General features: G+C 45.8%; 12 protein-coding genes. 10 read left to right on the top strand and 2 right to left on the bottom strand.

Translation table 11 applies throughout. The features are described from left to right. Positions 1-53 precede the first annotated feature (53 nt). Positions 54-554 carry a hypothetical protein gene (locus tag CQS04_RS11510; RefSeq protein ID WP_100354267.1) on the bottom strand — a complete coding sequence of 167 codons (501 nt, stop codon included), beginning with the start codon at positions 552-554 and terminating at the stop codon, positions 54-56. A 91-nt stretch (positions 555-645) separates the two neighbouring features. On the opposite strand from CQS04_RS11510, the gene CQS04_RS13830 reads away from it, so the two are divergent. The 8 genes from CQS04_RS13830 to CQS04_RS11470 all read left to right on the top strand — a co-directional run bounded on the left by CQS04_RS13830 (position 646) and on the right by CQS04_RS11470 (position 9,451). Next, positions 646-825, top strand: coding sequence for a hypothetical protein (locus tag CQS04_RS13830; protein ID WP_165775527.1), 180 nt, complete (start codon positions 646-648; stop codon positions 823-825). 69 nt (positions 826-894) lie between these two features. Further along, positions 895-2,256 carry an FAD-dependent oxidoreductase gene (locus CQS04_RS11500; RefSeq protein ID WP_100354265.1) on the top strand — a complete coding sequence of 454 codons (1,362 nt, stop codon included), beginning with the start codon at positions 895-897 and terminating at the stop codon, positions 2,254-2,256. A 66-nt stretch (positions 2,257-2,322) separates the two neighbouring features. Then, positions 2,323-4,026, top strand: a complete 1,704-nt coding sequence (locus tag CQS04_RS11495; protein ID WP_100354264.1) for an alpha-glucosidase — start codon at positions 2,323-2,325, stop codon at positions 4,024-4,026. Next, complete coding sequence (locus CQS04_RS11490; protein ID WP_100354263.1) at positions 4,023-4,940, top strand: ROK family protein; 918 nt, start codon at positions 4,023-4,025, stop codon at positions 4,938-4,940. Before CQS04_RS11495 ends, CQS04_RS11490 begins: the two co-directional genes overlap by 4 nt. Continuing rightward, the gene (locus tag CQS04_RS11485; RefSeq protein ID WP_094943113.1) at positions 4,937-6,043 is read left to right on the top strand and encodes an ABC transporter ATP-binding protein; all 1,107 of its coding nucleotides are present in this window, start codon (positions 4,937-4,939) and stop codon (positions 6,041-6,043) included. Before CQS04_RS11490 ends, CQS04_RS11485 begins: the two co-directional genes overlap by 4 nt. A gap of 16 nt (positions 6,044-6,059) precedes the next feature. Next, the gene (locus CQS04_RS11480; RefSeq protein WP_100354262.1) at positions 6,060-7,088 is read left to right on the top strand and encodes a LacI family DNA-binding transcriptional regulator; all 1,029 of its coding nucleotides are present in this window, start codon (positions 6,060-6,062) and stop codon (positions 7,086-7,088) included. Positions 7,089-7,106: 18 nt separating this feature from the next. Beyond that, complete coding sequence (locus tag CQS04_RS11475; RefSeq protein ID WP_100354261.1) at positions 7,107-8,744, top strand: glycoside hydrolase family 13 protein; 1,638 nt, start codon at positions 7,107-7,109, stop codon at positions 8,742-8,744. An 89-nt stretch (positions 8,745-8,833) separates the two neighbouring features. Then, positions 8,834-9,451 (top strand): NAD(P)-dependent oxidoreductase, encoded by a 618-nt coding sequence (locus CQS04_RS11470; protein WP_100354260.1) that lies wholly within the window; start codon positions 8,834-8,836, stop codon positions 9,449-9,451. Positions 9,452-9,647: 196 nt separating this feature from the next. On the opposite strand, the gene CQS04_RS11465 is transcribed toward CQS04_RS11470, so the two are convergent. After that, positions 9,648-10,928, bottom strand: coding sequence for a glucose-6-phosphate isomerase (locus tag CQS04_RS11465; RefSeq protein WP_100354259.1), 1,281 nt, complete (start codon positions 10,926-10,928; stop codon positions 9,648-9,650). Between the two features lie 107 nt (positions 10,929-11,035). Between CQS04_RS11465 and CQS04_RS11460 the strand changes: the two genes are divergently transcribed. Beyond that, positions 11,036-11,755, top strand: coding sequence for a YebC/PmpR family DNA-binding transcriptional regulator (locus CQS04_RS11460; protein WP_100354258.1), 720 nt, complete (start codon positions 11,036-11,038; stop codon positions 11,753-11,755). Continuing rightward, complete coding sequence (locus CQS04_RS11455; RefSeq protein WP_100354257.1) at positions 11,752-12,222, top strand: hypothetical protein; 471 nt, start codon at positions 11,752-11,754, stop codon at positions 12,220-12,222. The genes CQS04_RS11460 and CQS04_RS11455 overlap by 4 nt, the downstream gene beginning before the upstream one ends. The last annotated feature ends 91 nt before the right edge of the window (positions 12,223-12,313 follow it).

Here is a 12,313-nt window from a genome sequence, read left to right as displayed (position 1 = left end):
GTAGATGAATTAGAAGGTACACAAATAGTCTTTTAAACTCTCATGACTTTTAATCATTCATAAGAACCATTCGATTTGGGAAGGTCTTTATATTCGTCATAATTACTAATTATAGATTGCACTTCATCTTCAAACTTAATAAGTTTTAACGCATCTTCAGTAAGGTTACAAAACTGATCATAATTAATAACTTTAATCTCATTTTCCATTTGAATTTTTAACATGGTAGATCTAGAGGAGCTAGTGTCACAATTAGCATCTTCAACCAATACCAAATCATCCATAAATTTCATTTCTAAAATCAACTCATATAGTTTGATTTTGTCAGATTCAGTTAAAGTCAATTTTGTACTTATGGTTCCATCTTTAACAAGGTCTTTGGTTACTGTATTTTCGAAAGTATCAACTTGTTGTTTTCCTTGTTCTCCATAAGTAAGGACGAAATTAAAATCAGAAGGTACAGTTGTTTCATTTAAATCTTTTTTCGTTCCACACCCCCAAAATATAAAAGGAGTTATTACCACAAGTAACAATACCTTATTATGACGTCTCATAAATCCAACTCCTACCGTGTAAGTTAAATTTAGTATATCTCATAGATTGAAGCGGAAGAAACACCGTATCATGCAGATTAAATCTCGTGTCATGCAGAAGAAACTCCACAGCATGGAGAACAAACCCCACAGCATGGAGAACAAACCCTACAGCATGGAGAACAAACCCTACAGCATGCAGAAGAACCCCCACATCATGGAGAACAAACCACGCCCCATGCCGAAGAACGCCCGCTCACCTCCCACCAAGCTACCCAACACTTTTCCCTAATTTCCCCACGATTCAGAAAGGAACAGAAGGGGTAGAGCTAGAATACAGATAGAAAAGGAGCGTGGACATATGAAATACGTCATCATCGGAGGCGACGCAGCCGGCATGAGTGCCGCAATGGAAATCGTCCGCAACGAAGAGAACCCACAAATCACCGTACTGGAAGCTGGCCACATCTACAGCTATGGGCAATGCGGTCTCCCGTATGTAATCAGCGGAGAAATCGAAAAGTCTTCGGACGTCATCGCGCGCAGCGTAGAAGAATTCCGATCAAAATACGGTATCGATGCCCGAACAGGACATGAAGTACGAGAAGTGGACACGGACAACAAAATTGTCCGAGGACGCATCTTACATTCACTAGAAGACTTCGAAGTCAGCTACGACAAACTGCTCGTCGCAACAGGAGCAGCATCCGTATGGCCAGAGTGGGAAGGCATCTCACTAAAAGGTATTTATCCGCTCAAAACTATTCCAGATACTGAAAAAATCTTAACGGCACTCAAAAAAGACGTGAAGCGCGTGGCCATCATTGGCGGAGGATACATAGGTCTTGAGCTGGCCGAATCGTTCCGTGAACTCGATAAAGAAGTACGACTGTTCCAACGAGGACCACAACTAGCAACCATCTTCGATCCAGAAATGGCCGAACTGATTTTACGAGAAGCCGAGCGGAAAAATGTCCAGGTCCACTTGGAAGAAGAAGTGACGCATTTTACAGGAGACGAGTCTGTTGAAAAAGTGCACACTTCAAAAGGGGACTATGAAGCAGACTTGGTCATTATAGCCATTGGTGTCAGACCGTCCACGCAGTTCATCGAAAAAGCAGAAAAACTGAAAAACGGAGCTCTCATCGTCAATGAACGCATGGAGACTACTGTACCGGATGTCTATGCAGCTGGAGATTGCGCGAGTCATTACCACATGCTCAAAGAGCAACCGGATTACGTACCCCTTGGAACGACAGCCAACAAACAAGGGCGTATCGCAGGGCTTTCCATGATGGGCTTCAACAACGAGTTTAAAGGAATACTCGGGACGTCCATTCTGAAATTCTTCGATTTAGCACTTGGAAAAACTGGGCTTAGTGAAAAAGAAGTGAAGGAGATTGGCATCGAGTACGACACAAATACGCGTATAGGCCATGACGTTGCCGGGTACTATCCTGGCAAAGAGACCCTCTACACAAAGTTGATCTGGGAGAAAGAGACCCAATGTCTCCTTGGTGCTCAAATTATCGGAGGGGCGGGTGTCGACAAACGGATTGATGTGTTGGCAGTAGCTCTGACTCAAAAGATGTGTCTAGGGGAGCTACTCGATCTAGACCTTAGTTATGCACCGCCCTACAATGGAGTCTGGGATCCGATTCAACAGATTGCCAAACGAAACTGGAAATTAGTGAAACGTGAAGGAGAACACGAGTCCAACTAGGATTCGTGTTTTTTTCTATTTAGAATTTTGTGCAAGCGCTTGCATAATACTTTTGAAAGCAGTAGAATGAGAGAAAGAAAATGGGGGGTGAGTGTCGTGCAGCAACAGCCGTGGTGGAAAACAAGTGTGGTCTATCAGATTTATCCACGCAGTTTTATGGACAGCAATGGAGATGGCATTGGCGATATCCCAGGTATTTTAATGAAGTTAGATTACCTTGAAAAACTCGGCATTGATGTCATTTGGTTGAGTCCGGTTTATGACTCACCGAATGATGACAATGGCTATGATATTCGAGACTACAGAACCATCCATGAGGAATTCGGGACGATGGAAGACCTGGAAACCTTGATCGAAGAGGCAAAAAAACGCGGTATTCGAATCGTTATGGACCTCGTTGTCAATCATACATCAGATGAGCACGTTTGGTTCACAGAGTCAAAATCACCAGAGTCCCCGTATCGCAACTATTACATATGGAAACAAGGCAATCCACCGAACAACTGGGGCTCTGTATTTTCAGGGTCCGCCTGGGAACGAACAGAAGAAGACTGGCACTACTTGCATCTGTTCTCTCGCAAACAACCCGACTTGAACTGGCGCCACGAACCTCTCAGACAAGACATCTACGACATGATGACTTACTGGCTGGATAAAGGGATTGGCGGTTTCCGCATGGACGTCATCAACTTTATCTCGAAGCATCCCGAACTACCCGATGGCATCGTCCACGAAGGATCTTCATTTGGAGATGGCAGTCCGTATTTTATGAACGGACCAGAGATTCACACGTATCTTCAAGAGATGCATGAACAAGTTCTAAGTCACTATGACATCTTGACGGTCGGAGAGATGCCAGGTGCTACAACAGACGACGCACTTCTCTATACGAAGCCCGAGAGAAACGAACTCAATATGGTATTTACATTTGAACATATGGACCTCGATTCAGGACCAGGAGGCAAGTGGAACTTTACACAGCTTCACTTACCTGACTTGAAACGAAATCTAGAGAAGTGGCAACTTGCTCTTGCGCACGAGGGATGGAACTCGTTGTACTGGAACAATCACGATCAACCACGTATCGTCTCGCGCTTTGGAAACGACAAAGAGTACCGAGTGCATTCTGCAAAAATGCTGGCACTTGTCCTTCATGGTTTAAAAGGCACGCCTTACATCTATCAAGGTGAAGAGCTCGGCATGACGAATATCCAGTTGCCAGACATCTCGCATTATAAAGATATTGAAACTCTCAACATGTACAACGAACGACTTGCAGCAGGAGAAGAACCGGAAAGCATTATGAAGCGGATTTATGTAAAAGGGCGAGACAATGCGAGAACGCCGATGCAGTGGACTTCAGATGGAGGTTTCACAACAGGCACTCCGTGGCTTGCACAAAACCCGAATACAGTAACAATCAACGCAGATCAAGCAGTAAATGATCCGGATTCTATCTTCGCCTTCTATCAGCAGCTAATTCGGTTGCGAAAACAACTTCCGATGTTTACAGAAGGCAGTTTTGAACTGTTAGTACCAGAAGATGAAGCTCTCTTCGTTTACACACGAACTCTTGATTCGACCGTGTGGTACATCTTGGCAAACTTCACGGAAGAAACACATCACATCAAGCGCACAAGCATCTCCATGCCAGGTTCAGGGTACGAGATCATTCTTGCAAATACACAACCGACAGAGACATCAGATGGCTTTGAGCTGAAGCCGTATGACGCGTTCATCTTGTCATTTGAAAAAGGAGAAGGCCAATGACACAAGTTCTTGGAGTAGATATCGGCGGTACCAAAATTCGCTTTGGAGTCGTCACGACTACAGGTGAAGTCTTAGCAGATTGGACCATCCCTACACAGATTCCTCTTTATCCATACTTAGAGCAAAACGTAAAACATGCCCTTTCCGACCATCCTGGAGTCCAGGCAATTGGGATTGGAACGCGTGGCATGGTAGAACCAGGTACAGGGAAAATCGTCTTTGAAATGCAGCTCGAGGGCTGGGAAGGAACTCCAGTCAAAGAGTGGCTTGAAGGAGCTACAGGACTTCCGGTAGCTGTGAACAACGATGCCAATGTAGCTGCATTGGCAGAAGCCATCTTAGGTGCTGGTCAAGGCGAACGCAACGTCGTAGCGGTCACAGTAGGAACTGGACTTGGCGGTGGCTTGATTTTCGACGGCAAAATCATGGACGGCAAGCACGGCGGTGGTGGAGAGATCGGCCATATGCTGCTCTATCCACACGGTGTCCCTTGCGGCTGCGGAAGACGCGGCTGTGCAGAACAGTATGTATCTGGTTCAGCAATCCATCGCTTGATTCAGGAATACCAAGTCGTACACGAAGACGGTTCATTCGTCACACCTCGTGAAGTGTTTCCCCTGGCCTTACAAGGCCATAAGCAAGCACAACAAGTTCGCGCGCGCTTTATACAAGACCTAGCGCTCACAATTTCTTCGCTACAGGCTATCCTCGATATGGATGTCGTTGTGGTCGGTGGAGGCGTGATTGACTCGGCGGAAGCTTGGTGGGACCAATTACTTGAAGAACTAGAGCCCTTGTTACTGAAGCCATTGAATTTAAAACGAGCAGAATTTGGAAATGAAGCAGGCATGCTCGGCGCAGCTATGCTTGTACGCGACGTCTCGGCGGTACGCGAGAAAGGAAGAATGGCATGACAACTCTTACACTAAAAAACGTTACAAAACGTTATGACAATAAAGTACAGGCAGTCACAGATTTCAATCTTGAAGTAGAGGACCGCGAATTCATCGTCTTCGTAGGACCATCCGGATGCGGGAAATCCACAACACTTCGCATGATTGCAGGGCTTGAAGACATTTCAGAAGGCGATTTCTTAATCGACAACAAGCGCATGAACGACGTCGCATCAAAAGATCGTGATATCGCCATGGTATTCCAAAACTATGCCTTGTACCCACACATGAGTGTGTATGACAACATGGCATACGGTCTCAAAATCCGTAAAGTGCCAAAAGATGAAATCAAACGTCGAGTAGATGACGCTGCGAAAATCTTAGGCCTCGAAAAGTATTTAGACCGCAAGCCAAAAGCTCTTTCAGGTGGTCAGCGTCAACGTGTGGCACTAGGTCGTGCCATCGTACGAGATGCCTCTGTTTTCTTAATGGATGAGCCACTTTCAAACTTAGACTCGAAGCTTCGCGTGCAAATGCGTTCAGAAATCATTAAGCTGCACAACCGTTTAAATACAACAACGATCTATGTAACACACGACCAAACAGAAGCCATGACAATGGCTAGCCGCATCGTCATCATGAAAGACGGTGTGATTCAACAGGTTGGAACACCTAAAGATGTTTATGACAATCCCGACAACATGTTCGTTGGGGGCTTCATTGGATCTCCATCCATGAACTTCTTGAACGGAACCGTTGTAAACGGACAATTCAAAATCGGTAACGTTTTAGTCACTCTAACAGATGACCAACAAGCTCGTTTGAAAGCGTATGAAGGAAAAGAGGTTGTACTTGGCATCCGTCCAGAACATGTAACAGATGACAATGGTGCGTACGACGTGACACATGCACACCGTGTGCCGGCTTTCATTGAAGTGGCGGAACTTACAGGTGCAGAACAGATCTTGTACGCCAACTTAGAAGGACAAGACTTCATTGGACGTGTCGATGCGCAAAACGCTATTGAACGCGGCCAAACTGTGGATCTCGTGTTCCATATGGAGCGTGCTCACTTCTTTGATAAAGAAACCGAACTTCGCATCGGCGCAGTTGACACTATTTAAGAAAGAAGGGGTCCGCATGGCTGTTACGATCATTGACGTAGCACGAGAGGCCAATGTCTCTCCTTCCACCGTTTCACGGGTCATCGCTGATCACCCTCGCATCAGCGAGAAAACGAAAAAGAAAGTTCGGGAAGTCATGGAAAGCATGCATTACTACCCTAACTTTCAAGCACGCAACTTGGCTGCTCGCACGACTCAAACGATTGGTGTCGTGATGGCCAACTCGGCGACGCTCGCGTTCCAAAATCCGTTCTTTCCAGAAGTCATTCGTGGCATCTCCACTACTGCACATGCCTGTCAGTTAGGACTGTACTTGTCTACAGGAGGAACGGAAGAAGAGATTTTCCAAGAAGTTGTTGCGATGGTCCAGGGACGAAAGGTAGACGGAGTTATCTTGTTGTATTCGCGCGTTGACGACAAGACCCTCAACTACTTACGCGAAATGCAGTTCCCGTTCACCATTGTGGGGCGTCCGTATGATTTTGAAAATCAAATCGACTTTGTAGATAACGACAACCAGCAGATTGCTAAAGATGTCGTGAACTACTTGGTGGATCTTGGACACCGCGAAATTGCCTTCATCGGGGGAGATGTTCACTTTGTGGTATCAGCGGACCGTCTCGAAGGGTACCGTGCTGCACTAGAAGACCATCAACTTTCGTATCAAGAGAAATACTTCATCCAGGATTATGCATTCGAACAAGATGGAAAAGAAGCAATCCGCCAGTTGATGGCTGAAGAGCAGCCACCGACGGCGATTGTGGCCCACGATGACTCCGTAGCGTATGAGATTATTCGTTATTTAGAGCAACTGGAGATTCGAGTTCCTGAAGATGTATCTATTATTAGTTTTAACAACCACGCCTTGTCAGAGCATGTAAAACCGCCTTTGACATCTGTGGATATCAATATTTTTGAACTCGGTATTCAAGCGACTGAGTTGTTACTAAAACGCATTAAACAACCCGAGAGAGAGGCAAGCCATCAGTTTGTGGACACGACACTGATTGTCCGAGACTCATGCCAATCTCTTAATCCAAGGTAGAAGTAAGTGAGGCAGGTTATGAAAAAGACATGGTGGAAAGAAGCTGTTGCGTACCAAGTGTACCCGCGCAGTTTCCAAGATTCAAACGGAGACGGAATCGGTGATCTTCAAGGCTTGATCTCCCGTCTAGACTACATTCAAGAGATGGGCATCGACATCATCTGGATCTGTCCGATGTATAAATCTCCAAATGACGACAACGGCTATGATATCAGTGATTATCAAGATATCATGGACGAATTCGGCACAATGGAAGACTTTGATGCATTGCTTGCAGAAGTGCACAGTCGCGGCATGAAGCTAATCATTGACCTAGTTATCAACCACTCTTCCGATGAGCACCAGTGGTTCATCGAGTCTCGTGCGTCGAAAGACAGCGACAAACGCGACTGGTACATCTGGAAAGATGGCAAAGACGGCAAAGAGCCAAACAACTGGGGAAGCATCTTCGGTGGTTCAGCATGGGAATGGGACGAAGAGACAGAGCAGTACTTCTTACACTTGTTCTCTCGTAAACAACCGGACCTTAACTGGGAAAACGAAGACGTCCGCACGGCACTTTACGATATGGTCAACTGGTGGCTCGATAAAGGAATCGATGGATTCCGCGTAGATGCGATCAGCCATATTAAGAAAGACCTGACGTTCTCCGATATGCCAGCTGAAGAAGGAAAAGACTATATTCAGGCCTGGTCCAAATACATGAACGTAGAAGGCATCATGCCGTTTCTTGGTGAGCTGAAAGACAAAACGTTTGCGAATTACGACATCATGACGGTCGGAGAAGCAAACGGAGTCAGCAGCGAGCAGATCTTGGAGTGGGTCAATGAGCAAGACGGCAAGTTCGATATGGTCTTCCAGTTCGAGCATTTAGGACTGTGGGACGGAAATGAATTGAACGTCTTAGAACTCAAGAACGTGTTGACACGTTGGCAACATGCACTTGCTGAAGACGGCTGGAATGCATTGTTCATCGAAAACCATGACAAGGCGCGAATCGTTTCGACATGGGGCAATGATCAAGAGTACTGGGCACAAAGTGCAAAATCACTTGCGACGATGTATTTCTTCATGAAAGGAACTCCGTTCATCTACCAAGGGCAAGAAATTGGGATGACAAACGTGCAGTTCGAAACAATCGAAGAGTACAACGACGTTTCTGCTAAAAACATGTACCGTGAACGTATGGAAAATGGGGATACTCATGAAGCGATCATGCAAGATCTATGGCAGACGAGCCGTGATAACTCACGTACACCAATGCAGTGGTCTGAGGAAGCGAATGCCGGTTTTACGACAGCAACGCCTTGGATTGGGATGAACCCGAACTACACAGAAATCAATGTGGACCGTCAACTTGCAGACGAAGCGTCTATCTTGAACTACTACAAAGCGATGATTCGCCTTCGTAAAGAAAACGAAGCACTTATCTACGGTGCGTACGAGCTTCTTATGGAAGATGATAAACAAGTTTATGCCTATACACGTACTCTAGATGGCACAACATTTGTGATCGTTTCCAATCTGACGGATGAAGCAGCTTCGATTGAAGAGTTGTACGCAACGATTCGAGATGCGGAAATCGTACTGAGCAATTCGGATTCTGAAGGACTTGAATTAGCACCTTTTGAAGCACGAGTTTATAAATTAGTTTAATGATTAACCCTTGTTCCTATAGCTGAACAAGGGTTTTCTTTTCGTTTTCTTTAAGGAGTTCGGTACACTAAAAGCAGGAGGCGAATGCTATGAAAATCGCAGTATTTGGTGCAACAGGGCGAGTGGGGCGTCACTTTACAGAACTAGCTCTTGAGCAGGGGCATGAGCTGAAGTTACTTGTCCGGAACAAACAGGAGTGGATGGATCGTGATGAGTTGACCGTTCATGTCGGTGATGCCCGCAACTCTTCCGATATTGGAACGACGCTAGCAGGAGTAGAAGCTGTGTTTAGCGCTCTTGGAACCGATAAGACAACCACTCTCACTGATTTCGTTACTGCTTTAGTGCCTAGCATGGAAAAGCTAAGAATCAAGAGAGTCGTAACTATTGGAACGGCAGGCATCCTGCAAAGCCGTACACAACCGAAGCTGTATCGGTTTCAATCTGGAGAGTCGAATCGCAAGCTGACATTCGCAGCGGAACAACATGCGGCAGTGTACGAGACATTCCGAGATAGCACGCTCGACTGGACGATCGTGTGCCCGACCTATTTACCCGATGGACCATTGACGAGAGAGTACCGGACGGAAGAGGATATGTTGCCGGTGGACGGAAAACAGATTTCTACTGCCGACACAGCACACTGTGCGTTCACCGTTTTGACTGAATCTCATTCACTCCACAAACGTTTAGGTGTGGCGTATTAAGAAAATGCACATGCTCTAAGTTTCAAATTGATTTGTATTTGTTAAAAAACCAAAAGTCATGTAGGGGTGACTCCAGCGGGATTAAAAGCGGAAGCTGAGACCGAGGCTCAGCCCGCGCCCGCGGAACGCTTCCCCTACATGAAACGAAAAGTAAACAAAAAAAGGCCGATGAACAGAAGTTCATCGAGCCTTTTTCTTAATATCCAGGTTTGTTAAGTAAACGGAACATATTCACTTTATATTCTTCCACACCGGGCTGATCAAACGGGTTGATTTCTAACAGGTACGCACTGTAAGCACAGCTGATCATATAGAAATACAACAGGTAGCCAAGAGTCTCTTCTGAGAAGTCAGGAATTGATAGTGTCACTAAAGGCACGCCGCCAGAAAGATGCGCTTCAGCTGTAGCTTGTTGGACAGCATCATTTACTTCGTGCAATGTTTTGCCTGCTAGGTAGTTCAGTTCGTCGCTGTCATTTTCAGCATGTTGCATCGTGATATCGTCTTCTACACTCTCGACTTTTAAGAATGTCTCAAATAACATACGCTTGCCGTCTTGCACGTATTGACCTAACGAGTGAAGGTCCGTTGAATACACGACAGACGCTGGGAAAATTCCTTTGCCTTCTTTTCCTTCACTTTCTCCGAACAGTTGCTTCCACCATTCTTGAACATACTTCAACCGCTCTTCGAACACAGCAGAGATTTCAACAGGATAACCTGCGCGGTACAGATGATCACGAATCAAAGCGTACTGAATGGCTGGATTCGTCTCAGCATCTACAGAGCCAAGCTCTTGTTCTGCCCGTTTCGCACCTGCAAGCAAGTGCTCGATCGAGTACCCGGCAGCAGCTATCGGAAGTAAGCCGACTGATGTGAAGACAGAATAACGTCCCCCGATATCATCTGGCACGACAAAACGTGCATACCCTTTATCTTTAGCAACATCTAGTAGAGCGCCCTTTTCGGCATCTGTTGTCACATAGATTCGTTCGGCAGCTTCTGCACCGTAGCGTGTTTCCATGTAATCTTGTAAGAAACGGAATGCAATAGCGGGCTCTGTTGTTTTACCAGATTTCGAGATGACATTTACCGCCACTTCTTTAGAATCCAAGTAAGTCATTAAGTTTTTGAGATAGGCACCACTCACCATGTGTCCCGCGAAAATGATTTCAACGCCTTCATTTGTTAGGAACGGTTGGTGAAGTGCTTCAAGAACGGCTTTCGCTCCTAAGTAAGATCCTCCAATACCAATGACAACAAGAACGTCTGCTTGTTTTTGAATCGCTTGAGCAGTTTCTTGAATGCGAGAAACTAGTGCGGCATCCATTTCAGATGGCCAGTTTTTCCAGCCTAAAAAGTCAGCACCGGCTGAAGTGCGAGCATCCATTGCTTGTTTGATCGATGTGATTTTAGCTGTTGCTTCTGGTGTCACCAGGCTCTTAAGATCGCCTGAGAAAGATACGTGAACGGTCATTCGAAAACTCCTTTAAGATGTAGTAGTTATGGTCTCATTATAGCATACAAACAGGGGGTCAATCGTGTATAATGGGAGGCGACACAAACGAAAGAGAGTGACAATTTATGGGACGCAAATGGAATAATATCAAAGAAAAAAAAGCATCTAAAGATGCCAATACTAGCCGAATCTATGCCAAGTTCGGTCGTGAGATCTATGTAGCTGCACGTCAAGGTGAGCCAGATCCGGTTTCGAACCAAGCATTAAAAGTAGTACTTGAACGCGCAAAAACGTACAGTGTGCCAAAACACATCATCGATAAAGCGATTGAAAAAGCAAAAGGCGGCGGAGAAGAAAGTTACGACGAGTTGCGCTATGAAGGCTTTGGCCCAGGCGGCTCGATGGTAATCGTCGACGCGTTAACAAACAACGTCAACCGCACCGCTTCTGATGTACGTGCAGCATTCGGGAAAAACGGTGGAAACATGGGAGTCAGTGGTTCAGTATCGTACATGTTCGATGCCACTGCGGTTATCGGGGTAGAAGGCAAGTCGGAAGACGAGGTGCTTGAGCTTTTGATGGAAGCTGATGTTGACGCTCGTGACATTTTAGCTGAAGACGACAACGTGGTTGTTTACGCAGAGCCAGATCAATTCCACTCTGTACAAGAAGCTTTCCGTGCAAACGGAGTAACTGAGTTCTCAGTTGCGGAGCTAACCATGCTTGCACAAAATGATATTCAACTGAGTGCAGAAGACCAAGCGCAATTTGAAAAAATGATTGATGCCATCGAGGATCTTGAAGATGTTCGACAAGTCTATCACAATGTGGACTTAGGCGAATGAAACGAGTACTAGCATGGCTCGTGTTGCTGAGCTGGATAGTAGTGCCGGCACAAGCTTTTGCGAACTACGCAAGCTTTTTTGTAGTCTACGAAGACCACGTTTATGAGCTATCCAGTGAGACGGTGGATGAAGTCGGAGAGAAACTTGGTGAGGTCACGGAATATGCAGACCGTGCCGAGTTTTATAGCGGCAACTTTTCCAATGCTTACGAAGTAGGAACAGCCTACTATGAAATTCCAGGAGTCGATCCGAGCGAGAAAATTGCAGTAGAAGAATCTCCAGGTGTCTATATCGTGGGAACTCGCAGTGTGGAGTTCAGCGCGCAAGGAGTGCAGGAGAGTCAGCTTTCTACGCAGTCGATCGGCTCGATATTCTCCTTTATCGTTTTGGGACTCATCGGTCTGTTTTTATTCAGACGTATCAGTTTCCGAAAGAACAATAAAAAAGAAGAAGACTTAGAAGCATAAAGTGGAAATCCCGGCTCACCTTTTGGTGCAGCCGGGATTTTTGGTGTGAAAAAGAGCTGAGGGCACAAACGAGCAACCAAAAGGCACAAAC

Source organism: Chryseomicrobium excrementi, from assembly GCF_002798305.1.
GTDB lineage: Bacteria > Bacillota > Bacilli > Bacillales_A > Planococcaceae > Chryseomicrobium > Chryseomicrobium excrementi.
This window is presented reverse-complemented; position numbering and strand designations above follow the sequence as displayed.

What these genes read in the sequence shown, in the direction of transcription:
- CQS04_RS11510 (WP_100354267.1), bottom strand. Translation starts at nt 554, where the DNA reads ATGAGACGTCATAATAAGGTATTGTTACTTGTGGTAATAACTCCTTTT.
- CQS04_RS11500 (WP_100354265.1), top strand. Translation starts at nt 895, where the DNA reads ATGAAATACGTCATCATCGGAGGCGACGCAGCCGGCATGAGTGCCGCA.
- CQS04_RS11495 (WP_100354264.1), top strand. Translation starts at nt 2,323, where the DNA reads ATGAGAGAAAGAAAATGGGGGGTGAGTGTCGTGCAGCAACAGCCGTGG.
- CQS04_RS11465 (WP_100354259.1), bottom strand. Translation starts at nt 10,928, where the DNA reads ATGACCGTTCACGTATCTTTCTCAGGCGATCTTAAGAGCCTGGTGACA.
- CQS04_RS11480 (WP_100354262.1), top strand. Translation starts at nt 6,060, where the DNA reads ATGGCTGTTACGATCATTGACGTAGCACGAGAGGCCAATGTCTCTCCT.
- CQS04_RS11485 (WP_094943113.1), top strand. Translation starts at nt 4,937, where the DNA reads ATGACAACTCTTACACTAAAAAACGTTACAAAACGTTATGACAATAAA.
- CQS04_RS11470 (WP_100354260.1), top strand. Translation starts at nt 8,834, where the DNA reads ATGAAAATCGCAGTATTTGGTGCAACAGGGCGAGTGGGGCGTCACTTT.
- CQS04_RS13830 (WP_165775527.1), top strand. Translation starts at nt 646, where the DNA reads ATGCAGAAGAAACTCCACAGCATGGAGAACAAACCCCACAGCATGGAG.
- CQS04_RS11455 (WP_100354257.1), top strand. Translation starts at nt 11,752, where the DNA reads ATGAAACGAGTACTAGCATGGCTCGTGTTGCTGAGCTGGATAGTAGTG.
- CQS04_RS11460 (WP_100354258.1), top strand. Translation starts at nt 11,036, where the DNA reads ATGGGACGCAAATGGAATAATATCAAAGAAAAAAAAGCATCTAAAGAT.
- CQS04_RS11490 (WP_100354263.1), top strand. Translation starts at nt 4,023, where the DNA reads ATGACACAAGTTCTTGGAGTAGATATCGGCGGTACCAAAATTCGCTTT.
- CQS04_RS11475 (WP_100354261.1), top strand. Translation starts at nt 7,107, where the DNA reads ATGAAAAAGACATGGTGGAAAGAAGCTGTTGCGTACCAAGTGTACCCG.